Origin of the sequence: Providencia sp. PROV175 (genome assembly GCF_032707045.1) — a bacterium.
GTDB lineage: Bacteria > Pseudomonadota > Gammaproteobacteria > Enterobacterales > Enterobacteriaceae > Providencia > Providencia hangzhouensis.
Map to the genome: position 1 here is coordinate 2,026,594 of NZ_CP120533.1, position 21,139 is coordinate 2,047,732.

General features: G+C 34.4%; 25 protein-coding genes. 10 read left to right on the plus strand and 15 right to left on the minus strand.

Annotated elements, in window-relative coordinates:
• Positions 1-14: 14 nt before the first annotated feature.
• Positions 15-746, plus strand: a complete 732-nt coding sequence (locus P3L44_RS08875; protein ID WP_094960453.1) for a hypothetical protein — start codon at positions 15-17, stop codon at positions 744-746.
• 450 nt (positions 747-1,196) lie between these two features.
• On the opposite strand, the gene P3L44_RS08880 is transcribed toward P3L44_RS08875, so the two are convergent.
• Together P3L44_RS08880 and P3L44_RS08885 are read right to left on the minus strand one after the other, a co-directional pair.
• Positions 1,197-1,427: a helix-turn-helix domain-containing protein gene (locus tag P3L44_RS08880; RefSeq protein WP_272661898.1), complete on the minus strand. Its 231-nt coding sequence runs from the start codon at positions 1,425-1,427 to the stop codon at positions 1,197-1,199.
• A gap of 55 nt (positions 1,428-1,482) precedes the next feature.
• A complete protein-coding gene (locus tag P3L44_RS08885) occupies positions 1,483-1,806 on the minus strand; it encodes a helix-turn-helix domain-containing protein (protein ID WP_140172505.1) in 324 nt (107 codons plus the stop codon).
• Between the two features lie 823 nt (positions 1,807-2,629).
• Here P3L44_RS08885 and P3L44_RS08890 point away from each other — a divergent pair.
• Complete coding sequence (locus P3L44_RS08890; RefSeq protein ID WP_165119709.1) at positions 2,630-2,986, plus strand: MmcQ/YjbR family DNA-binding protein; 357 nt, start codon at positions 2,630-2,632, stop codon at positions 2,984-2,986.
• Between the two features lie 53 nt (positions 2,987-3,039).
• Here P3L44_RS08890 and tam read toward each other — a convergent pair whose 3' ends face one another.
• The 3 genes from tam to P3L44_RS08905 form a co-directional block, all read right to left on the minus strand.
• Positions 3,040-3,798 carry a trans-aconitate 2-methyltransferase gene (tam, locus tag P3L44_RS08895; RefSeq protein WP_140172504.1) on the minus strand — a complete coding sequence of 253 codons (759 nt, stop codon included), beginning with the start codon at positions 3,796-3,798 and terminating at the stop codon, positions 3,040-3,042.
• Between the two features lie 67 nt (positions 3,799-3,865).
• A complete protein-coding gene (locus tag P3L44_RS08900) occupies positions 3,866-4,753 on the minus strand; it encodes a PhzF family phenazine biosynthesis protein (RefSeq protein WP_004253418.1) in 888 nt (295 codons plus the stop codon).
• A 329-nt stretch (positions 4,754-5,082) separates the two neighbouring features.
• Complete coding sequence (locus tag P3L44_RS08905; RefSeq protein ID WP_140172503.1) at positions 5,083-5,292, minus strand: hypothetical protein; 210 nt, start codon at positions 5,290-5,292, stop codon at positions 5,083-5,085.
• An 829-nt stretch (positions 5,293-6,121) separates the two neighbouring features.
• Here P3L44_RS08905 and P3L44_RS08910 point away from each other — a divergent pair.
• Positions 6,122-6,511, plus strand: coding sequence for a nuclear transport factor 2 family protein (locus tag P3L44_RS08910; protein ID WP_140172502.1), 390 nt, complete (start codon positions 6,122-6,124; stop codon positions 6,509-6,511).
• Positions 6,512-6,602: 91 nt separating this feature from the next.
• Here the strand turns inward: P3L44_RS08910 and P3L44_RS08915 are convergent, their stop codons facing one another.
• Positions 6,603-7,445, minus strand: a complete 843-nt coding sequence (locus P3L44_RS08915; RefSeq protein WP_272661933.1) for an MBL fold metallo-hydrolase — start codon at positions 7,443-7,445, stop codon at positions 6,603-6,605.
• A gap of 207 nt (positions 7,446-7,652) precedes the next feature.
• On the minus strand, positions 7,653-9,305 hold the full coding sequence (locus tag P3L44_RS08920; protein WP_272661899.1) for a methyl-accepting chemotaxis protein: 1,653 nt from the start codon (positions 9,303-9,305) through the stop codon (positions 7,653-7,655).
• Between the two features lie 357 nt (positions 9,306-9,662).
• Between P3L44_RS08920 and P3L44_RS08925 the strand changes: the two genes are divergently transcribed.
• A complete protein-coding gene (locus tag P3L44_RS08925; protein WP_140172500.1) occupies positions 9,663-10,001 on the plus strand; it encodes a GlpM family protein in 339 nt (112 codons plus the stop codon).
• 76 nt (positions 10,002-10,077) lie between these two features.
• A complete protein-coding gene (locus P3L44_RS08930; protein WP_272661900.1) occupies positions 10,078-10,551 on the plus strand; it encodes a hypothetical protein in 474 nt (157 codons plus the stop codon).
• 46 nt (positions 10,552-10,597) lie between these two features.
• On the opposite strand, the gene P3L44_RS08935 is transcribed toward P3L44_RS08930, so the two are convergent.
• Together P3L44_RS08935 and P3L44_RS08940 are read right to left on the minus strand one after the other, a co-directional pair.
• Positions 10,598-11,380 carry a class I SAM-dependent methyltransferase gene (locus P3L44_RS08935; RefSeq protein WP_272661901.1) on the minus strand — a complete coding sequence of 261 codons (783 nt, stop codon included), beginning with the start codon at positions 11,378-11,380 and terminating at the stop codon, positions 10,598-10,600.
• A 91-nt stretch (positions 11,381-11,471) separates the two neighbouring features.
• Entirely contained in the window at positions 11,472-11,957 is a 486-nt protein-coding gene (locus P3L44_RS08940; protein WP_272661902.1) for an N-acetyltransferase, read from the minus strand.
• A 134-nt stretch (positions 11,958-12,091) separates the two neighbouring features.
• Between P3L44_RS08940 and P3L44_RS08945 the strand changes: the two genes are divergently transcribed.
• Positions 12,092-12,436: a DMT family protein gene (locus tag P3L44_RS08945; RefSeq protein WP_094960466.1), complete on the plus strand. Its 345-nt coding sequence runs from the start codon at positions 12,092-12,094 to the stop codon at positions 12,434-12,436.
• A 43-nt stretch (positions 12,437-12,479) separates the two neighbouring features.
• On the opposite strand, the gene P3L44_RS08950 is transcribed toward P3L44_RS08945, so the two are convergent.
• Positions 12,480-13,631, minus strand: a complete 1,152-nt coding sequence (locus P3L44_RS08950) for a pyridoxal phosphate-dependent aminotransferase (protein ID WP_094960467.1) — start codon at positions 13,629-13,631, stop codon at positions 12,480-12,482.
• Between the two features lie 282 nt (positions 13,632-13,913).
• Between P3L44_RS08950 and P3L44_RS08955 the strand changes: the two genes are divergently transcribed.
• Complete coding sequence (locus tag P3L44_RS08955; RefSeq protein ID WP_004253444.1) at positions 13,914-14,417, plus strand: DUF1543 domain-containing protein; 504 nt, start codon at positions 13,914-13,916, stop codon at positions 14,415-14,417.
• A gap of 40 nt (positions 14,418-14,457) precedes the next feature.
• Here the strand turns inward: P3L44_RS08955 and P3L44_RS08960 are convergent, their stop codons facing one another.
• On the minus strand, positions 14,458-14,796 hold the full coding sequence (locus P3L44_RS08960; protein ID WP_004253447.1) for a hypothetical protein: 339 nt from the start codon (positions 14,794-14,796) through the stop codon (positions 14,458-14,460).
• A 189-nt stretch (positions 14,797-14,985) separates the two neighbouring features.
• Positions 14,986-15,210: a hypothetical protein gene (locus tag P3L44_RS08965; RefSeq protein ID WP_094960468.1), complete on the minus strand. Its 225-nt coding sequence runs from the start codon at positions 15,208-15,210 to the stop codon at positions 14,986-14,988.
• A gap of 286 nt (positions 15,211-15,496) precedes the next feature.
• On the opposite strand from P3L44_RS08965, the gene P3L44_RS08970 reads away from it, so the two are divergent.
• Positions 15,497-15,874, plus strand: a complete 378-nt coding sequence (locus P3L44_RS08970; protein ID WP_094960469.1) for a hypothetical protein — start codon at positions 15,497-15,499, stop codon at positions 15,872-15,874.
• A 59-nt stretch (positions 15,875-15,933) separates the two neighbouring features.
• Here P3L44_RS08970 and P3L44_RS08975 read toward each other — a convergent pair whose 3' ends face one another.
• Together P3L44_RS08975 and P3L44_RS08980 are read right to left on the minus strand one after the other, a co-directional pair.
• The gene (locus tag P3L44_RS08975) at positions 15,934-16,305 is read right to left on the minus strand and encodes a hypothetical protein (protein ID WP_036957640.1); all 372 of its coding nucleotides are present in this window, start codon (positions 16,303-16,305) and stop codon (positions 15,934-15,936) included.
• Positions 16,306-16,678: 373 nt separating this feature from the next.
• On the minus strand, positions 16,679-16,927 hold the full coding sequence (locus P3L44_RS08980; RefSeq protein WP_004253462.1) for a DinI-like family protein: 249 nt from the start codon (positions 16,925-16,927) through the stop codon (positions 16,679-16,681).
• Between the two features lie 581 nt (positions 16,928-17,508).
• Between P3L44_RS08980 and P3L44_RS08985 the strand changes: the two genes are divergently transcribed.
• Together P3L44_RS08985 and yddG are read left to right on the plus strand one after the other, a co-directional pair.
• Complete coding sequence (locus tag P3L44_RS08985; protein WP_094960470.1) at positions 17,509-18,969, plus strand: alanine/glycine:cation symporter family protein; 1,461 nt, start codon at positions 17,509-17,511, stop codon at positions 18,967-18,969.
• A 188-nt stretch (positions 18,970-19,157) separates the two neighbouring features.
• Positions 19,158-20,057 carry an aromatic amino acid DMT transporter YddG gene (gene yddG / locus P3L44_RS08990; RefSeq protein ID WP_094960471.1) on the plus strand — a complete coding sequence of 300 codons (900 nt, stop codon included), beginning with the start codon at positions 19,158-19,160 and terminating at the stop codon, positions 20,055-20,057.
• 67 nt (positions 20,058-20,124) lie between these two features.
• On the opposite strand, the gene yidA is transcribed toward yddG, so the two are convergent.
• Positions 20,125-20,937, minus strand: coding sequence for a sugar-phosphatase (gene yidA, locus P3L44_RS08995; RefSeq protein ID WP_140172262.1), 813 nt, complete (start codon positions 20,935-20,937; stop codon positions 20,125-20,127).
• Positions 20,938-21,139 lie beyond the last annotated feature (202 nt).

Here is a 21,139-nt window from a genome sequence, read left to right on the forward strand (position 1 = left end):
ATAGTGAGAATGGAATGGCTCCAAACTTTACCAGTAGTTACTCAAAGGATCTGAATAGAAAGCCAGAATGTGAAAGAGAAGATGAGATAGAGTCTTTCCATTATCTTACTGTTGAGGGTGATTTACTAAAAATCACGGAATACGCTCTTACTGGTAGCGAGTTTCATTATTACTCTAAAATTGTCGCATTAGGTTGTACTACTGAAGGTTTTTATGCAGACCATGCTGAGTTTTTGAGAAGTCACCGATTTTCTGATGAACATATCATTGGTGAGCTGCTTGAGTTAGGAATGCACGCGGAAGAAGATGATACTTTAATTGGGCGTGTTGCTTATAATGACTTCACTTTTTTTGATGGTTCAGCGATAAAGACAGGCAAGCAAATTAGGGGCGTGGCTATTCTTGATGATTATCAGGCTGGTGGCGTAGCTCGTAATGTTTATAAGTGCTTGTTACTGAAGCATGAATATATAGTATGTGATAACTTACAAACTATAGGTGGTGGTTCGTTGTGGGTGTCTGGCATGACCAGTATTGGTGAAGTAAGGATCTATGATACCATCCAAAAGAAATTCATTGATGTGCTATCAAAGGCTGGCTGTGGGTACAACGGTATAATCCCGTGGAGTGCAGAAGGCTTATCTCAAGCGGATATCGCTAAATGGGAGCCTAGGAAGTTATCAATGGACTCATGTCACCATATAGTAAACATTATCAGCAAAGATAGAATTTACAATATTGACTAATGTATTAACAGCTAAACCCACTTCGGTGGGTTTTTTATTGCCTAAGTAGAGGGGCCTCACCCACAGACCTTATTTCTTCGGGCATGGCCATGCACTAATAAATGAATCCACTACCTGATGACTTGCTTGCTTGTTACGAGCTTCAGGTGAATTCTTTAGGTGCTTGGCCGCAACATATGTACAGTACAATAAAGTGTGATTTACTTCATCAAATTCCTTTTTTAACTTTGGCATGCTCCCCCGTTCATTCACATAGAATGCTGTTAGCAATGTCTGTTCCTCGAACAGAGCAGCACCATGAGTTCTGTTTATGGTTAGTTTAGTGCCAGAAGATGAATCCTAAGTTTTATTCAACTTAATGGCTTAGTTTCAAGTCTAAGAATAGAGAAAATTATGGGAGGAAGGTTAAAAGGCTAGCAGGAGCAAGCCTTCTAACGCGGGAGATATTGTTTAATTTCTCAGATAAACATTTAAAAATACGTTTATATGTATATTAAATATTTTAGATATGATTATTAGATGATCTGCATAAATTGAAGTATTTCCACTTTCATATTCGTTATAATGGCTGTCTGTAATATTTAGACTATCTGCCATTTTATGAGCTGATATTTTTTTATTTACTCTAATGTTTCTTATATATTCACCAAGGTTCTTATTTCTTTGTGTGGTTTTTTGCATTATTATCTTTCTATCTATTATATTGGTGTTAGCGCAGTATTTTATTTAAATTTATTTACAGATAAAGGTATTGATTTCTACGTGGCAATGAATTTGAATATAAACGCAATCCTAAATTAATAATTTCGCCATCACTCTCTAATTCTTTTAATAAAGAAACAAAGAAGGATTCGACACTAATATTTAATTTTATTAAAAATAGTAAAATTAGGCTGAATGATATAGTATTAATACCATTTTCGTAGCGCGAAACCTGCTGTTGGCTGACATGAAGTAATTTGCTTATGTCTTCTCCTGTCAGGTCATTTTCAATGCGTTTTCGTCGTAAATAATTTCCAATTAAGATGTTTACTTTGCTATTTAAAATAGCACGATCCATATTAACCTCTATAGTGAGTAAGAATTTTCTGAGATAAAAATTAGTCAAATAATAATATTAAGTACAATCGTTTATAACGCTTGATGGAATATTTTTCATCGGTATAAACGATTGATACGAAAAAATCAATCGTTTGATTTTATTTTTGTTTAGGCTTAATCTCATGATAAATAACAATTAATTTGATATTTCTTGTTTTTAAAATATTACAAGACAAATGAAGTGGCAATTGCGAATACACGCAATAAGAGTATTTTCGGTTTCATTTTTTATGGTATCTTGAATATTAACTTCAATGATTAAATTATGCTTATTGTTTAGTATTTTATTTATTTTGTATTTACATTCGATTTTTCTTATTTAATTTATACATATAATAATATTATTATTTACAACGTTGTATCATTTTTGAAATAAAATATTATCAATTGAAATATTTCGTTACAATATAACTGGTTTAATAGTGATAAAACAATCTAGAAAATTTTCTTATGTGCTGATTTTATCGTAAATAATAATGTGCTTATATTAAATCTAGCCGCAATTATTTAGAGTATCGGCAGTGATTTTATATACTTGAGGAGATTAATTATGGAGGTTAAATTTTCACTTTATGTTTCAGTATGAAACTATTTTTTGAGGGATACAATGGTGGAATTCATACAGCTATACTGCTTTTTAGTGATATATAACGTATAACTATATGCAGATACTGTGTAACCCGAAGTTACGCTTTTTGAAAAAAAAGGTAGTGAACTAGAAGAAATGCAATAGTGAGGATGGCTGATATGGGTGAAGCTCATTAATGAACTGGAGTGATAACATGAACCGAAGTGAATTGGTTGATTATATTCAGCATAATTATGGCGTGGATCCTGAGACCCCTTGGGGGAAGTTCCCTGAGTATATTGTTTTTAGGAGAAGAAATAACGCAAAATGGTTTGCAGTTATTATGCGCATTTCATCAAATAAATTAGATACAAATAAAAATGAAGAGATGGTTAATATCGTCAATCTTAAAGCTCCCCCTGAACTCATTGGCTCATTGCGGTTAAAAGACGATATTTATCCGGCATATCATATGAATAAAGAGCATTGGATTACGATAAAGCTACCAGGGAGCCTTACCGATAGTGAACTCAAAGAGTTAATCGAAGATAGTTATAAGTTAACAGCATAACAGTTTATTATCTTGCTAGATTACCCCATCCTTAGGAAAAGTTTCTATACTAGCTAGTTAAGCTTTTTAGCAATGATAAATAATCGAGGAAATGGCATTAAAACATAGCCATTATCTTGTTTTGGGTAAGTTTTTGTTAATAATTCATGATAACGTGCGAGAAATTGCTCTTTTTGCTTTTCATTTAAGTTTTCAAGGTAAGGCCTTAACCCTGTTGCTCTTAACCAATCAATGATTGAACCAATAGATGGCATGACATGGTAATAAGTTGTTTGCCATATATCAACAGAGCAGGTAGTAGCTGAAAGCAAATCATAATATTCAGTTATTGATAAAAGTGCTGTTCTATATACCGCAGAAATGGATCGCTCATTGGCTACTTTGCGCATTAAAGCATGCGTGGGTTCATTCCAATTATTTGGCATCTGAATGGCTAAAATACCGCCACTTTGTAGTTGGTTAACTAGGTGGGGAAATAATACCTTGTGATCAGGTAACCATTGTAAGGATGCATTGGCAAATATAAGGTCCTGCTTGGTTTCAGGAACCCAGGTTGCGATGTTCGCTTCTGTAAACTGGCAATCAGGAAGATTCTTTCTCGCTTCAACTAACATAGCGGGAGAATTATCAACTCCCATTATTCTTGCTAATGGATACATTTCACGAAGTATCTGAGTTGAATTACCGGGCCCACAACCTAAATCAGTTAAATTACATGCGTTAGAGACATGAATATGACTGAGTAAGTCGTATGATGGACGAGTTCTTTCCCGCTTAAATTGTAGGTACAAGTCTGGGTTCCAATCTTGCATGTGTGAGCCTCATTGTATTATTAGATAATTAAATCATAACCTATGGCTGAGCATATTGTATTTCTGGCTAAATATGAATTATTTGCGTACCCATCAGAACAGCTTGACCACCAACTTCTACCTGAATAATATTTTTTGTTTGCGAGTTAATTGTTACTTGAATTAATGACGGGCATCCCATTGCTCGACCTTGTTCAAACAGAAAATGAGTTTCATTTGGTAAAACATAATTGACCAAATAGCAGCCAAGGGCTCCGCTAGCACTGCCTGTTGCTGATTCTTCATTTATTCCGTAGAGCGGTGCGAAATTTCGACAATGTGCTGTGGTCGAAGAGTTATGGTTTAGCTCAAATACATGAAAACCGATAGCTTTGAATTCACGACTTAGCCTTGCTATTGCCTCATAATTAGGCTGTAGCAAATCTAAATGACCAGTTTTAACTGGAATAATAATGTCGGGTAACCCTGTTGAAACTATCATGATAGGTAAGCCTGTTTCAGCAATAACTTCGTTAGTTATGCCAAGGGCTGTTGCTACTTCATTGATACTGGGCCCATTGCGTAAGGTTGGTAGTGTTTGCTCCATAACGATGTTATTTGGGCTAACAGACACGCTCAGAATACCAGCTTTGGTTTTTTGAGTGTAAAGCCCATCAGTAAGTTGCTTAAGTGAAGCTAAAGTAGAAAACACAGCTAATGTGGCATGACCACAAAAATCAACTTCACCTTCAGCAGTATAGAAATCTACTATAAAATCAGTTTCTTCGCCGTTATAGACAAATGCAGTTTCTGAAAAACCGACCTGCCGCGCAATAGCAATTTTTTGTGAAGTGCTGAGTTTTGGCGGGTTGAGGACAACACCTGCTGGGTTACCACCAGAATTATTTTGTGTGAAAGAATTGACAAGGTATACTAGGATAGCTTGCTCAACTGAATCGGTATTTTTATTTTGCATGGGGATCTTATTGATTGGTTAAAATTTAACAAGAAGTATAGACAATATATTAGCATTAACTCATTGTATAATAGAATAAATATAAAAAATCTATTGAGATAACATGATAGCGATGCAGAACTCAATATTATAAAGAGTTAAGTTGAAGTTGATTGAATATTTGATATAAGTTGGTGATTTATTTTGATGCAGGTGAAAATAATTGAAATATATGCTGCATAAAATTATGCAGAAGAAATATACAAAACCCTTCAATACCCAGATGAATAGTAAAAAATTTTATTTATATGGCAATAAAACTTATTATTACCTAAGCTAGGTAATAAGTCTCAACCATTAGAGCAATGTTCAAAGCTATGTTTAAGTTGTTTAATAGCATATTTTTCTATGTCTCTTAAACTCATATTCATGGTATCCAACCCTTTGATATCCATTTTAAGTGTATGAGTGGAGTTGTCGTCACCGATCAAAGTTACATGCAAGCCTGTAACTTTTGTATTTTCTTCTAATATATTTACTTGAGTTAGATTAAATCGCATAAAAGTACCTTTTATGTAAATTATAATTATTAATTAATTTACTCTAATTGCGTGTTTATTTCCTTTACAAATAGTTAAAAATTGTAACTGTCATTGTTCTTAAAATTATCATAATAAATATATAAATTTCTCACGATTTATTACTTAAGTTTAAGTTATGGAGACGTCATCACCTATAGTATCCATGATAGATACCTATTCCGTTGAATAATCGTCCGATTTATTCAATAAGATCTAGTGGGTAGCAAAATGAGGAAAATATCACAGGTTATTGAAGGGCGTTGTTTCTAAGGTATGCCATCATTTAGCAAAAAAAGCCCCTGCAAGCAGGGGTATCTAATGGAAATGTATATTTATAGTTATTGTTATAAGGTGCCTGTTGTTTAGATAGGCTATCAGATAATACCAGTGATTAAGGATTAATCCAAATCAGAGTAAGCATAAAATTAAAATAAATGTTTTACAGGGGGGCTTGCGTTTGAAATTACTAAGCAACTAATTGTTTTTTTAATATTAATTTCTTTTTTTAGAACCTAATTCCAAGTGAGTGTAACTACATGATATCTAATGCTTATGATTAACTTATTGAGAATAATACATAAATCAAACTAAAGTTGGCGAGATGAATGTAAGGTTTTGACTGAATCAAAAACATAATAAGAGTAAAAACGAGTATTATTTTATAGATTATCTCACGGACAAATGGGAAATTATTGAAGTATAGTAAAGGAATATAATTAAAAAGATAATTAAATCGGTTTTGACTTGAAATATAAAATATTACTCCCATAACGGTTATAAATAATCTTTTTAATGTAAGGGATAAAAGATGACTAATGCACAGTGGGTAATACAAGCATTAAATGCGGTATTGGGTGAGAATATTGGTTCATTGCCTGTGGCTAAACAGTATTTTTCGGATAAATATATTCAAATTGTTGATGGAAAACAAATTGATTTTAATGAATTTATTACACATTTGCAGGTATTGAAAGAAGCCACTGAGTCGATTGTTATTACTATTAAATCTATCGCAGAGGGGGATGGATGTGTTCATACTCAACATCTGGCAAAAGCCACTAAAAAAGATGGTTCAGTAAGTGAATTTGAGGTATTTGCTTGTTTTCAAATAGAAGATGGAAAAATTACCCGTTGCGAAGAATTAACAAGAATGGTTAAAGGTAATAATACTGATGAAGATTTAGGCTCAAGAACCTAAATCTTTATTGCTTGTACAATACTGAATACTACTATTGTAGGTAAAACCTATATTAAAACAAGGTTTTACCTTACTTCTATTCTATCTTATATTAACTTGGGTAAATTAACTGTAATCCAGTACCAACTTCTTGTACTGGTGCATATTTTGCCAAATGTATTTTTGCGTTGAGATCTGTACAGTGGCATGGGTGTATAAATTTTATATCCTGCTGGTCAAAGTAATTACCTGTTTTTTCCAAAATTTCTTTTGATGCTTGCTGTAAATGAAATCCACCTATGACAGTGACAATATTATTTATGCCAGTTACATGCTTTGCATATTCAGTAATATTACAAATTCCAGAATGAGAGAAACCCGTTATTACAATTAGGCCTTCAGACGTTTTAATTGCAAGTGCTGAGTCATCAAACACATAGTCATCAATGATATTATGATTGAAGTCGAGTGTAGTACCAATTGGCTCTTTTCCCTCAAAACTATTGAGTCTAGGAATTTGGCCTAAAAAAATTATCTTTTCAGAAAGATAGTATGGTTTTGTCGCTTCTATACAATGAAAATAAGAAGCTAAAATGTCTTTAGATGTATTTGTCCCGATGACTTTAGATTGAAATTTTTTGGGAATTAGCGCATCCGGATGGTATATCAGGTGTTTAGTTTCAGGTGCTTCAATGTTACGGCGGTCAAAGTGTTGAATTAGGTGACCTAAGCCCCATGTATGATCATTGTGGCCGTGAGAAAGCACCAGGTCAGTAATATCGGCAAGATCAATATGTAAAATATTCGCATTATCAATAAATATATCTGAATAACCTGTATCGAATAATATTTTTTTATCATCAGCTTCGATATAGTAGCAAACACCGGGTTCACCACAAAAATAACTATCAATCAGGGTATTATTATCTACAAGAACAGTAATTTTTATTGTCATCATGAGCTCATGTTTAATAGAAGTAATCGTAATCTGTTGTATCAGATAAACAGTAACAAATTACTAAATGGCGATAAAATATAATTATAAAAAATGAGGAAATGAGAGGAATACGAGAAAATTATAAAAAAGGTCGGAGGAGACTATCGAGAGTCAACCTCCTAAATAAATTGCGATATAAGCTTATACATTGCTAGGCAAATTTTTTTACTTCTTTACTTCTTGTTGAATTTCATCACCTGTTTCATGGGGATTGGTTGGCTCTGTATGAAAAATAGACATAATATCTTCTAATAGATCTGATTGAGCTTCTAAAGCTTTTAAGGATGATTGCAACTCACGAGTCATAGCTGCATTCGCTTGAGTGGTGTTATCTAATTCATTGATTGCTAGATGTATTTGACTCACCCCATGGGTTTGTTCATTTGAGGCAAGCGCAACACTTTGGATCATTTCATTGATATTAGATGTGTCTTGTGCAATTGAAACGATATTGTCATTTGCATCCGCTGCTAATTGGAAACAGTGGTTAATCTTATCATTTGAATTATTAATCAATAGCTTGATTTCTTTGGATGCTTGAGTACAACTAATTGATAATTCGCGCACTTCATTTGCGACGACCGCAAACCCTTTGCCATGTTCACCCACTCTGGCAGCTTCTACTGCGGCATTCAATGCTAATAAATTAGTTTGAAAAGCAATATTATCAATGGTTGAAGTGATTTTACTGATTTCTTTTGAAAAATCGACGATATCATCCATGTTTTCTACAACATCAGAAATAAGTTCATTGCTTTTTTCAATGGTTACACTTGTCTCTGACATCAATTGGCACGATTGGTTGGTGTGAGCTGTATTTAATTTAAAAGATGAATCGAGTTCTTCGACACTGGCTGCAGTTTCGACAATTGCCGCGGCTTGTTGATCTGCTCGAATAGAAAGGTTGTGATTCATCTGGGTGATATCTCCAAGCTCAACTTTTATATGATGAGTGTTGTCATAGATATTTTTAACGATATCAATCAGCTTACTTTGCATATTAGATACATGCTGTTTAAGTAATTTAATTTCATATAAACCTTTGTTATCAAAGGTATGATATAGAACGCCATGGCTAACTTTCTCAATACCATCAATAACTTGGTTTAGTGGACGAATAAAGAAAAGCTGTAGGATAAATCGAATAAATAGAGTCACGAGGATAACGATTGAGATAGTAACGATTAAGCCAATCAAACTTTGCTTATACAATTGCTCACTTGCAAGAGCAATATCATGATAATTATTATTTAACTGTTGATGATAATTAATGTAGTTTTTCTCAAATGTATCTTGAAATCCTTGAGTAGGTTGGTTTAAAAAGTCATATGTTTTTCCTTGAACTAAAAATACAGAAAGTTCATTCAATGCAGCATATAACGCTCTATATGATTTTTCTAGTTCAGCAAATTCATCACCGTTTTTATAGATTGAGGTGGATGTGAATGCATCCCAATAGTTTCCTGTTTCTGTTATTTTTTTATGATAAAACTCGATGAGGCTATCTATGTCAGTGTTTGATGTTTTCATCTTATTGATAACCAATAAATGACGAGAGCTAGCGCGATTCAATGTGTTTCGTGCTTGTAATAAAGATTGCCACGTATTATTCAGTTGTGTTTGTTCATTATAAATAGTGTCGAGTTTGAATAATGTCTCTTGATATTGCTTTAAAGAACTAAAGAAAAACCAACAGGTTGAAAGAAGAAGGACGATAAACAGGCCTGAAATAAACCAGACTAGAGTTGTCGTTTTAAAACCAGAAAAAGAGAATTTAGCTGAGCTAAAATTAATTTTTTTTAAATTACCAGACATCATTGATTATTTCCTTTCATACCATCGAGTAGTATGTTTGAACGCATACTAAGTACGACTTCTAAACATAACGTGATTAACCATGAGCAAATCGAAGCTGTCCGATAGCTAAAAAGTTATATGTAGTCACGCGGAAGCATCAGGCGTAGGGACTAAATGAATGTATCGGCACTAACTCTGGATACTTTATATCCAACAATTTGACTTAGCTCATAAAATTGAAAGTAATTAAGGGGTTTTACTGAGCGAGAGAGAATGGGAGGAAATAATTGTTGTACATTGCTACCTAGAATACAGTTAATTTACGAATTATTTGTGATAATAATAGTCAACCTTTAAAACTTTGGCTTTGAGTGCGGTATGCTTTCTTTATCCTTTAAATGCCTTTTAGGCGCTTTAGCTGTATTGATTATTGCACTATTTTCGCGTAGTAAAATTTACTATATTGCAGGTTTAGTTCCATTATTTCCTACATTTGCATTAATTGCACATGTTATCGTTGTACAAGAACAAGGCACAGAAGCACTAAGAAAAACGGCATTGTTTGGGCTGTGGTCACTCATCCCTTATGCAATGTATTTATTAACGGTATATTTGCTAGCAACGAAAATGACGGCTTGGGGAAGTTTAAGTATTGCAACTGTTATTTGGATAATAACAGCAGCAATATTGGTTTATATATGGCAACTCACTCAATAAATAACATAGGGAGAAATAATTAACTGTAAATAATGATAAAAATAAACTATCACGATAAGCTGATAGATTAAGCCTTATGGGTTATAGTCGCAAAAATCAAAGTATTAACTATAATGATAAGCAGTGTTTTCCATTGAGTTTTACAGTTAAAATGTTATTAAGAACCTTGGTATTATTATTAGTTGCTGGTTGCGCGTATATTGCAGGAATTATGACTGAAATTAAACTTGATCCTGAGTTAGATACTGAAGGTCGAGTGAAAAGTTCTGTCGAAGATTTTCTTGCTTACCCCTCAGCTGCAAATTATAAAAATGTTCAATACTATGTATTGACCAAAAGTGAAGAGGGGGATGAAACTGGCTATTATTGTGGCGAAGTCTTTGGTTTTGAAAATGAATTACCCCATGGCTATAAAAGGTTTATCGTTAGACTCCATAAAAATAGAGCTGGCAAGGTAATGATATCCATTCCTTTTGTAGAAAAAACAGATGATATTATTCCCGCAGAGCAATTTGAATCTGTGTGGGACAGGTATTGTAAAAGAAGCTAATTTAATATAGCTCGTTGAGTGACAAACAAAACGAGCACCAATAATATTAATTTGTTTTAACTGCCATCGTTGCTAGAAATGTGGGTAGATAATTATCAACGACAAATCGTGGATTAGGTTGCCAGTCTTCTTTAAAGCCAGTGATATAAAAGCCTACCTTTATTTGCCCCCCAATAAGATCTGTTAATGAGTGACCGAACACAAAAGCTTCTCGCCTTGCTTGCTTTTGCGCTATTTGCTCTATTGATAGGGTAGATAGCTCGGAGTACGGCATAGTATGACTTGGTTTTATTATGCCTTGCTCATCATATCGCTTATCACGTTCTCCAATGAAAACAACAGGATTAAAAAAACTGGATAACAGTCGTCCATTTGGTTTTAAAACACGGTAGCATTCTTGCCAGACCGGGTTAACATCTGGAATATACAGGTTAGAAATAGGGTGAAATATAATATCAAATGATTCATTCGCAAACATGTGTAATGAGCGCATATCACCTTGAACAATCTCTAATGTTAAATTATCCCTTTCTGCCACCATTTTGTCTTGCTCAAGCTGTTTTTGAGAAAAGTCAAAAACAGTCACACTCGCCCCTGCGGCAGCGAGTACTGGAGCTTGTTGTCCTCCAGCAGAGGCTAAACAGAGAATTTTTTTATCTTTTACATCACCTAACCAAGCGTCATCAACAGGAGTTGGAGTTAGATGAACCTGCCACTTTCCTTTTTTAGCTTCATTGATAGTTTTGGAATCAACGGGGGTTGACCAAGCAAGTTGCGATTCTGCTTGTTTATCCCATGCTTTTTGGTTGGCACTCATGAAATCTGTCATAAAAAGACCCTCTGCATACGATAATTTGTCACAGTGTAGCAAAAAATGAGCAAATTGAAATAAAAATGTACCAGTTAGTACATAATTAATTTCATACCATTAAATGATATGAGGTGCCATTAAATTCAAAATTAGTGACATTACTCATTCCTATCTTCTTATGTGCAAAAAGGGACCTAAGATTATCTGCATTGATAAATGCAATAGGCTTTCCTTGGTTATACGAACAAACGCTATCAAAAAGGCTCTTTAGAATATTTTTTCCTCTATAATTTCTATCAATACAAACAGGGCCATAGAACCAATTATTCTGTATAATTTCCGTATGCTGTTTAATGATCAAATGTGCTATAGCGGGTAGGGATGAAGAATGAGGATCAAAGCTAAATACGACTGCGATAATTTTATTTCCATCTCTGGCTATAACAGTAGTTAGACTCCCTGAAAACATAGCGTTGACTTTAGCTTGAGGATATTCACCGAGTAACCCACCTTGTTGGGATTCAGAATTAGATTGCAATAATTGAGCCACAGCAGGACAATCTGATTGTGTCATTAATTCATATTTAATATTCATTATTCCCTCGTAATGATTGCTAAATACGTTTAAATTTATGATATGAAGAGTAGCGGGATTTGTGGGAGCACATTGTAATGTGTTACTTCTAACCCCATAATATCGGTTATTTATTCTTTGTCTATTGAATCAGTATGTTAACTAAATTTTATCCAGTATTTTTACTTGTTATTTCAAATGTATTTATGATGTTTGCTTGGTATGGACATTTAAAATTTACAACAAAGCCACTGTATGTTGTTATTTTCTTTAGCTGGTTAATTGCATTGGTTGAATACTGTTTTGCGGTGCCAGCTAATCGGTTAGGGCATCAGTACTACAGTGCAGCTGAATTAAAAACAATGCAAGAGGTGATAACACTCTGTGTTTTTGTTCTTTTTTCGGTGTTGTATTTAGGTGAAAGTTTTACCATTAATCATTTAATAGGTTTTATTCTCATTTTTGCGGGGGCCTTTTTTATATTTAAGGGGCCATTTTAACAAAAAGAGCAGTTTGAGCTGCTCTTTTTGGATTTGACTTAGTTTATACCCATCCTTTTTCATGGAATTGTTTCAGTATTACAACAAATTGCTGCATTTCCTCGGGGGTTCCTAGCGTTAATCTATTCCAGCCAACCGCTGGTGGAAATTCACGACCTACCATGACATGAGCATCAGCCATACGTTGTTGATAGGTTTTTACGTCCCCTTTAACTTTATGGAAAATAAAATTAGCCTGTGATGGAGCATATTCCAGCCCGATTTCGTTTAATGCTTTTTCTACGATTTTTCTCGATATATCGTTGGATTTTAGGCTGTATTGAATAAATGATTTATCCTTTAGTGATGCAATCGCAGCAACCGCACCTGCTGTATTAGTATTATCAATAGATAAAAACGTATCTACAGCAGCAATAATTTCGGGAGTTGCGACCCCATAGCCGACTCTTAAGCCTGCTAAGGCAAAAATTTTAGAGAAGGTGCGTGTGACAATCAGGTTGTTTTGACCTTTTTTGACTAATTCAATAGCACTTGTAAAGTTCGGGTCTTCAACAAACTCAGCGTAAGCTTCATCAACGATAAAAAATGTGTTGTCAGAGTCTTTACTCAGCCACTTATCAAGCTGGCTATAAGGCGTGATCATTGCCGTCGGATTATTTGGGTTACAAATATAGACCATTGATAAACCATCAAAGTCATTAGCGGCTTGTTCCATTTTTGCTAAGTCAAATGATAAATCGGTTTTTAAAGGAATTTTCGTTATCGTCACCCCTAATGGTAGGGAGTATAGCTCTGCATAATTGAATGTTGGGTCAGGTGTGACGAGCTGAATATTGATACCCCGTTTCTTCGCTTTATTTGCCAACATCGCGACAGTGGCTTGAATGGTTTCAGATGAACCATTGCCTATACTAATGTTCTCATCGGATAAACTGTAGAGCTCACCAATATTCTTCTGTAATTCAGCACGAGCATCATCAGGGTAGCGGAATGCATTAGGTAATGCCTTAATGATAGCTTCTTTAGCCTTTTCGGACATCCCTAATGAGTTTTCATTGAAATTCAATAGTAATGGGTGTTTTTCACTCGGTAAGACAATGTTACTATTTTGTGCAACCGCATGATTGAACAATGAATTAAGCGCAAGCCCACCAGCCACTAATGAGCTGGATTTAAGAAATGAACGACGATCCATAGTTATTCCCTGAAATTATTATTTTTGAATGTATTAGATTACTCATAATTATCTCAAAGTAAATAATTATATGGATAAAATGACTTTTTATTCATTTTATTGTTTGGGTTAACTATTTCAAATCATTGCATAGGAAATTCAACCTTATCTATTTAATTGATATTAAAAGATAAAATTTTTTAAATCGGGAGTGACTAGAAATAATAAGCAATTGTGCTATGAATTAAATTCGTTATATAATAATTTATATGATGATTATTTGGCTATATAATAGGAACAATAATGAAGCTATACATGTTTTATGTGGGTGGTAACGCAGGTAAATCTAATATTGAAGTGCATGATGTTCAGTTTGTGGCAGCAGAGCAACCTACAGATGCTTGGCCGACATTAAGAGAAAATTGGTTTGGTGATAAAGACAAGATCCATATTGATGGCTATGCAGTGATTAATTGGGCAGATGGGTTTGAAATAGAATTACGAAAAGAACCCTCAACAAGTGAATATCGCCTTTATTTTGTTAATGTAGGTGGATATATTCCAAGCAACCTTGCGGAATTACATGAGTTTGATTTATTCGTTGCTAAAACTGCACATGAGGCTAAACAAAAAGCACTTCAGGCGCTATTAACAAATAGTCAGCAACAACATAAAGATAATTTGAAAGATGTGGATGATTGCTTATTACTACAACAAGTTGGTGATTTTTATATACATCTAACTGAAAATAAAAATGGAAATCACTTTATTCCTCAGTGGCAAGGTTACCAGCCAATCGGAATATAAAATAATACCAAGGGTAGTGTTATTCTACCCTTGGTAAAAATTACTGACCTTGTACAGGGGTATTAGGCGTAATTTCTACAACTGCAACTTTAACCATATATTGTTTACCATTTTCTCCTTTAGGAGCATCTGCAGCAATTTTTTTCAGTGTTTCATCTGGCTGAGCTGTTTGAATTGATGTTGAATACTGCATCATACCACGGTGACGATTTGCATAATTAGAGTGACGATAATTATCACAAGGTCTATCATTATATTGGTGTTGATTTTGGTACCCACCACGGTGCCATGAACCATTCCCATCCCCTGGGTAAGCAAATGTTGAAAAACTGATAGCGATTAAACTTGCACTAAGAATTAATGGCTTTAATATATTCATGTGATATCTCCTTTAGAATATTTATTAATTATCATTCTGCCATTCTAATTATGTAATTCAATTACATTTACTTATCTAAATGAATAAACCATAATTCAGTCACTTTATATTCATTATTTCTTCACAATGAAAATAGTTTGTTAATGAAATTAGAGTGAGGTTAAATTATAATTCTCTGTTGGTTTTGTTTTATTGTTTTTCATTGAAAAACTTAGCGAGTTTACTGATTGATATAATTGATGCAACGGCAATATCTTTATTATAATCATCACATAATACTAACAGTCTATCGATGGCGGCTTCTTGTTCAATTGAACAAATATAATCACCTAATGCATTTATTGCAGCTATTTTAACATCATTGTTATTGCCATGAGTTAAGTTAACGAGATTTTTAACGATCTTTTCTTTCATAAAAATAGATTAAATTAGTCTAACAGTATAGAGGTTAGTATAAAACTAGCTAACAAAATAAAAAATGTTTTTTTTATTAATGTTAAGTTAATAGATATAAATTGAATCAATAGTGATAGGAATGTTTTTGAAAAATTTTCAATATTAAAGTTCGATTTTTATGAGAAAATAGCAATTGGTTAGAGGGAATATCAAATAGTAGAGCCAAAAGCTCAAATTGTTTATTCAAACTGATATAATCCATTTATACTAGTTCGATTTATCATAAAGTAGAAAGGGTGATGCGTTGAAGCGTATAAAAACAAAATTACTGATTGTACTGCTATTGGCTTTAGGAGTATTTGCATACCATTCTTATACGAGTATTGGTGATTCAGATGTTAAAAATGAAGCACAAAGCTTGGTGGAAAAGAAATTCGGCAACTCATCAGCAGTTGAGTTTAGTGATGTTGAAATAGTACAAAAAAATGAGTTTAAGGAAGGGGAGAGTTATCGAGTTTGTGGCTTATACCATTTATCTTCCCAAGACGACGCTCTGCCATTTGTTGCGAATGTGATTGTTAAGGAAGGGAGTTTTTCTGAACATGGGCAGCTGATTATTAGTGAAACACCGGAGTTACAATTTTCTATTGAACAGTTGTGTGTTAAAAAACAAGCTAATTGATAAAAAAGCGCTCAAAGTAAAAGTTGAGCGCTTTTTTGTTTCCTAGAAAAATTAAATGATTAAGATTTATTCAAAAGAAGTTCAGTTTGAATTTTACAAGCTGAAACAGAATCATTTAATGATTTATTGAAGTCAGCTTCATTAGCAAATTTAGATTTATTGCTACGTACGGTATCAATCGCTGAAGTTAGATTTTTGCGGAGGTCTGACTCAACAGTGGCTAATTGCTTGAGATCGACATTTTCACTTTTCAGTTTAGCAATGGTTTCTTGGGTTAATTCACTGCTAGTTTTGTCAGTGCTGTATGCTTCACTTAGTGCTTGACCTGTGATTTCACAATAATCGTTGGCTATCTCACTAATATTTAATGGGGCATTATCAGCCATAACAAGGGCTGGGGCCAGGCAAAAAGCCAGTAATAAACGCTTCATAGTCATACCTCTATTTTGCACACAATGAATAATAACTCTATCTGGTATTAGAGAAATACTATAGCAGATTAGACCTAAAACGGGGGATGTCGAATGGGTTTTAGCATGATTTCATAAAAAAGAGCCAGTATAAATACTGGCCGCTATAATTAGCAAAAGCAATGTAAATGAAAATTACGTTATATACATTACCATATAGCGGTGTGGGGTAAAGCGATTTCCACTTATTTTGGTGAAAGTTAAGATTAAGTATGATCTTGATCAGAGTTTGGATAAATATTGGAAGAGCGTTATTGAAATATAGGAGAGTTAAAACAACCAGCTAGCGATCATGCAGACCACTGCTGGTTCTATTCATAACCTCACAGAGAGCTTATTGTTTTAACCAATGACCATGTTTTAATACATCTTCGACAAGTTCATGTAAAACAATATGTGCTTCGTTATCATCATGAAAGCCTTTAGTTTGAAAGGTTGTTGGGCCATTATCATGAGTAATCAATAGATAACTACCAGGGTAGACTTCTAAAACGCGAGCTTTCAGTTCTGCAATGAAGGATTCATATGATTTTTCAGGGAGCTGAGAAAGTGGGTCATCAGATAACTTAATATTAATTTCCATGCGTTAACCTCTTGTTTATAAATTTAATTAAGCTCAGTTTATTGTTAAGTGAAAGCATAAGCAATAATCTAATTATGATGATTGCAATTTGATTGATTTCGGCGTTGTGAATTAACGTTATTCATTGAATCAATATTCCAAATAGCAAATGAGTTAAATAAAGTTAATATGATAAATGTTTTAGTTAGAGGATAAGCTAATTAAAATTGATGATGTGAAATAAATAATAGGCTTTTATTTGTTTAAGTGACTATTTGATTAAAATAAATACTATGATTCAATCATTTGATTGGTTTTTTGTTAAATAATAAATAATTTTATCATGCTTAGATTTTTCAATATGTTACATGTCTTTTTTTGTAAATGTCTAACTTGTTTTTATTAAAACGTAATGTAGTTAATGATTGTTCAAGCGAAAATCAATTTACATTAAAGATAAAAAAATATAATTTCTGATAATCATATTAAGATGATTTGGCTTTTTTAAGCTGAACTCCTTTTTCTGGAGTTATATTTTAAATGTGAGGTTTTGATTTTCGATTAACTATTTATTAATCGTTCTAATAAAAAAGGAGTGTAATTTGATAGAATTTATAAACTCATTAACTAATTTTATTTGGGGTTCTTTACTTATTTATTTATTACTGGGTGCCGGCCTGTATTTTACTCTTCGATCAGGGTTTATTCAAATTAGGCATTTTGGTCATATGTTTAGTGTCTTAAAAAATAGTAAACAGTCCGATAGTGCGGGTATCTCATCTTTTCAGGCATTATGTACAAGTTTAGCCGCTAGGGTCGGCACAGGAAATTTAACCGGAGTTGCAATTGCGCTAACAGCAGGTGGGCCAGGCGCTATTTTTTGGATGTGGGTCGTCGCTGTACTCGGAATGGCTACGTCTTTTATTGAGTGTACTCTCGCACAGTTATACAAAACCAAAGATGATAAAGGAAACTATCGAGGTGGGCCTTCATATTATATGCAGAAAGGCTTAAACCAACGCTGGATGGGTGTATTATTTTCCATTTTCCTGATTATTGCCTTTGGTTTAGTATTTAATGCAGTACAAGCTAATTCTATTGCTCAAGCAACCGCAGTCGCCTTTGATTTCAATCCAATTTATGTTGGCATTGGCTTAGTTTTATTAAGCGGAGTTATTATTTTTGGTGGATTGAAATCCATTGCGAAAGTTGCTGAATTAGTTGTTCCAGTTATGGCGTTAGCTTATTTGCTATTAGCTTTTTGGGTTGTTGGGCACCATATTGAACGATTACCTGAAGTTTTTATGCTGATAATTCGAAATGCATTTGGTCTGCAAGAGGCTGCGGGTGGGGCTGTCGGTTATGGTGTTGCCCAGGCAATGACACAAGGAATTCAACGGGGGTTATTCTCTAACGAAGCCGGGATGGGGTCTGCACCAAATGCAGCGGCATCTGCGGCACCTTATCCACCACATCCTGCGTCACAAGGGTATGTACAGATGCTTGGTGTATTTATGGACACCATCGTTATTTGCAGTGCGACCGCCATTATTATTTTATCATCTGGCGTTCTAGAAAGTGGAATGGACAACATTAATGGGATTGAATTGACACAGCTTGCTCTTTCTTCTGCTGTCGGTAGCTGGGGAAGTACGTTCATTGCAATTGCTATCTTCTTTTTTGCATTTACATCAATTATTGCTAATTATGCTTATGCCGAAAGTAATATGATTTTTCTCGAGAATAATCATACAGCTGGGTTATTTATTTTCCGTTTAGCTGCGTTGGGTATGGTGATGTTTGGTGCGCTCGCTGAAATGCCATTTATTTGGAAACTCGCAGACTTATCGATGGGCTTAATGGCGATAACTAATCTAATTGCGATCCTTTTATTATCGGGTATTGCTTTCAAACTTGCTAAAGATTATAACCAGCAGTTAGTTGCAGGCAAAATACCGACTTTTGATATCAATCAACACCCTGAATTAAAGAAACAGTTTGAGGAAGGGATATGGGAAAAAGAAGAAGTTGATAAGTGGGTTGAGAAAGAAACATCTCGCTAATACAAAACATTTTAAGCATAAAATTCTTAGGTGATAGCCTGAGAATTTTTTTTATGAAATATTATCAATGCGTAATAAGAATAAGCGCTTGCATTATAATTATTTGAGCTATAAGGTTTTTTAAGGTGATAAAATAAATGTATTATTACAATAAATACCAATTTCGAAACTAAATAGCTGAGAAAATTATGAAATTGAATCAGTATGCCGCAACGCTGTATGGGGTTATATCAATCTTGTTGTGGAGCACAATGGTAGGGCTGATCCGTAGTGTAAGTGAAAACTTTGGGCCTGTGGGTGGTGCTGCATTAGTGTATACAGTCGGTTCGCTTGTATTGGTACTCGTTATGGGGATACCAAAAATAACGAAATATCCTAAACGCTATTTGCTTTGGGGAACGGTGTTATTTGTTAGCTATGAAATCTGTTTTGTTTTGGCGTTAGGATTAGCTAATAACCGGCAACAAGCTATTGAACTTGGTATGGTGAATTATTTGTGGCCAAGTTTTACTATCGCACTTGCTGTGTTTTTTAACCGCCAGCGTTTCACTTTATTATTAGGATTAGGATTGGTTTTAGCTTTTATGGGGTTGATCTGGGTAATTTCAGGCAATCAGCCATTGTCGGTGCAAACTATTTTGGCAAATATACAAAGTAACCCACTTTGTTATTTTTTAGCTTTTATTGGAGCCATTGTTTGGTCATTTTATAGTAATGTTACCAAGCGTATTTCTGGTGGTCACAATGGCATGGTATTATTTTTCATCATGACTTCTATTGGGTTATGGATTTTGTATTTTTTTAGTACGCCAACAGCGTTTATTATCAATAGTGAAAGCCTGTTGTTATTACTCGTTGCCTCTATTGCGACTGGTGGGGCGAATGCATTATGGACATTTGCGGTTATCAAGGGCAATGTGGCTTTTCTAGGGACGCTTTCTTATTTCACTCCAGTTATATCGACAGCATTCGCGTCTATGTTGTTAAGTACCGCATTAACGTTAAGTTTTTGGCAGGGTGTGTTAATGGTGACAATGGGGTCGGTGATTTGCTTTTTAGCGACTAGGCAAAAACCAATACACGGTTAAAAATGGCAGCGCATACTGGTGTAAGCGCTGCAACGGAAAATATACTGAAGTGAAATTTTTTGCGGGCTTATACATTAATAAACTTATTAATGGCGACAGCAACACCATCTTCATCATTGGTTGTGGTGACAAATTTAACCATTTGGCGAATTGGCTCTAAAGCATTGCCCATTGCGACAGAAACACTGGCGTATTGCAGCATTTGAATATCATTGTTTTGGTCTCCAATACTCATGACTTTGTCCGGTGTAATGCCTAGTTTTTCACAGATACATTCTAACGCTGCGCCTTTACTTGAGGTTTTATTTGATACCTCAAGGAAATATGGGCTTGTTCGAGTTAAAGAGTAATTATCAAAGACATTCTCTGGAATATAGCTGATACCCATATCTAATTTTTCTGGATGGTCAATTATCATAAACTTAGTAAATTCCAGAGAAGAGTCCATTTCATTAACGGGGCAATAGATAAGCGGAGTGTGGGTTAGATAAGCATCTGCCACCGTATAGTGGCTAATATGGCGGTTTGCCGTGAACATGCTGTTATCCGCAAGAGCATGCATGTGGACCCCGACATTTCTAGCCAGTTCCTCAAAATATTGGAAGTCAGCGAAATCTAACAAATTTTCTGCCAGATGACTGCCATCATTGGCTTGGTGAATGACACTACCATTATTACTAATACAGTAGTTATCCGCTGTATTTAAATCTAATTCCCGCAGGTAGGGGGATATACCCGAAAATGGCCTACCGGAGGCTAAAATAATATGGACACCTTTTTGCTTAGCTTGTGTGATGGCCTCTTTTACTACGGGAGATATTCGGTGTTGGGAGTTAAGTAATGTGCCATCTAAATCAATGGCGACCAGTTTGATTGACATCCAATGCCTCCTAAAATTCGTGCTTTCTGCCAATACCTTACTCCAATTATTCGGAATGTAAATTATACAAATAGTTATAATTTTTACGCGTACTAGAATAATGGGTATTTGATGTGAAATTGAACAGAATATAACGCAGGAACTCTGTTCAATAGTCAAAGGTTGAAATGACAATGTTTTATAGCATTAGTGTGTGAATCAA

Excerpts from the sequence above, each read along its gene's own strand:
- P3L44_RS08915 (WP_272661933.1), bottom strand. The coding sequence starts at position 7,445 with ATGACAATAAAAATTACTGTTCTTGTAGATAATAATACCCTGATTGAT.
- tam (WP_140172504.1), bottom strand. The coding sequence starts at position 3,798 with ATGCAAGATTGGAACCCAGACTTGTACCTACAATTTAAGCGGGAAAGA.
- P3L44_RS08975 (WP_036957640.1), bottom strand. The coding sequence starts at position 16,305 with ATGAAGCGTTTATTACTGGCTTTTTGCCTGGCCCCAGCCCTTGTTATG.
- P3L44_RS08965 (WP_094960468.1), bottom strand. The coding sequence starts at position 15,210 with ATGAAAGAAAAGATCGTTAAAAATCTCGTTAACTTAACTCATGGCAAT.
- P3L44_RS08920 (WP_272661899.1), bottom strand. The coding sequence starts at position 9,305 with ATGATGTCTGGTAATTTAAAAAAAATTAATTTTAGCTCAGCTAAATTC.
- P3L44_RS08935 (WP_272661901.1), bottom strand. The coding sequence starts at position 11,380 with ATGACAGATTTCATGAGTGCCAACCAAAAAGCATGGGATAAACAAGCA.
- P3L44_RS08900 (WP_004253418.1), bottom strand. The coding sequence starts at position 4,753 with ATGCAAAATAAAAATACCGATTCAGTTGAGCAAGCTATCCTAGTATAC.
- P3L44_RS08940 (WP_272661902.1), bottom strand. The coding sequence starts at position 11,957 with ATGAATATTAAATATGAATTAATGACACAATCAGATTGTCCTGCTGTG.
- P3L44_RS08950 (WP_094960467.1), bottom strand. The coding sequence starts at position 13,631 with ATGGATCGTCGTTCATTTCTTAAATCCAGCTCATTAGTGGCTGGTGGG.
- P3L44_RS08955 (WP_004253444.1), top strand. The coding sequence starts at position 13,914 with ATGAAGCTATACATGTTTTATGTGGGTGGTAACGCAGGTAAATCTAAT.
- P3L44_RS08980 (WP_004253462.1), bottom strand. The coding sequence starts at position 16,927 with ATGGAAATTAATATTAAGTTATCTGATGACCCACTTTCTCAGCTCCCT.
- P3L44_RS08960 (WP_004253447.1), bottom strand. The coding sequence starts at position 14,796 with ATGAATATATTAAAGCCATTAATTCTTAGTGCAAGTTTAATCGCTATC.
- P3L44_RS08910 (WP_140172502.1), top strand. The coding sequence starts at position 6,122 with ATGACTAATGCACAGTGGGTAATACAAGCATTAAATGCGGTATTGGGT.
- P3L44_RS08930 (WP_272661900.1), top strand. The coding sequence starts at position 10,078 with ATGGGTTATAGTCGCAAAAATCAAAGTATTAACTATAATGATAAGCAG.
- P3L44_RS08925 (WP_140172500.1), top strand. The coding sequence starts at position 9,663 with ATGCTTTCTTTATCCTTTAAATGCCTTTTAGGCGCTTTAGCTGTATTG.
- P3L44_RS08945 (WP_094960466.1), top strand. The coding sequence starts at position 12,092 with ATGTTAACTAAATTTTATCCAGTATTTTTACTTGTTATTTCAAATGTA.
- P3L44_RS08875 (WP_094960453.1), top strand. The coding sequence starts at position 15 with ATGGCTCCAAACTTTACCAGTAGTTACTCAAAGGATCTGAATAGAAAG.
- yidA (WP_140172262.1), bottom strand. The coding sequence starts at position 20,937 with ATGTCAATCAAACTGGTCGCCATTGATTTAGATGGCACATTACTTAAC.
- P3L44_RS08890 (WP_165119709.1), top strand. The coding sequence starts at position 2,630 with ATGAACCGAAGTGAATTGGTTGATTATATTCAGCATAATTATGGCGTG.
- P3L44_RS08880 (WP_272661898.1), bottom strand. The coding sequence starts at position 1,427 with ATGCAAAAAACCACACAAAGAAATAAGAACCTTGGTGAATATATAAGA.
- P3L44_RS08905 (WP_140172503.1), bottom strand. The coding sequence starts at position 5,292 with ATGCGATTTAATCTAACTCAAGTAAATATATTAGAAGAAAATACAAAA.
- yddG (WP_094960471.1), top strand. The coding sequence starts at position 19,158 with ATGAAATTGAATCAGTATGCCGCAACGCTGTATGGGGTTATATCAATC.
- P3L44_RS08885 (WP_140172505.1), bottom strand. The coding sequence starts at position 1,806 with ATGGATCGTGCTATTTTAAATAGCAAAGTAAACATCTTAATTGGAAAT.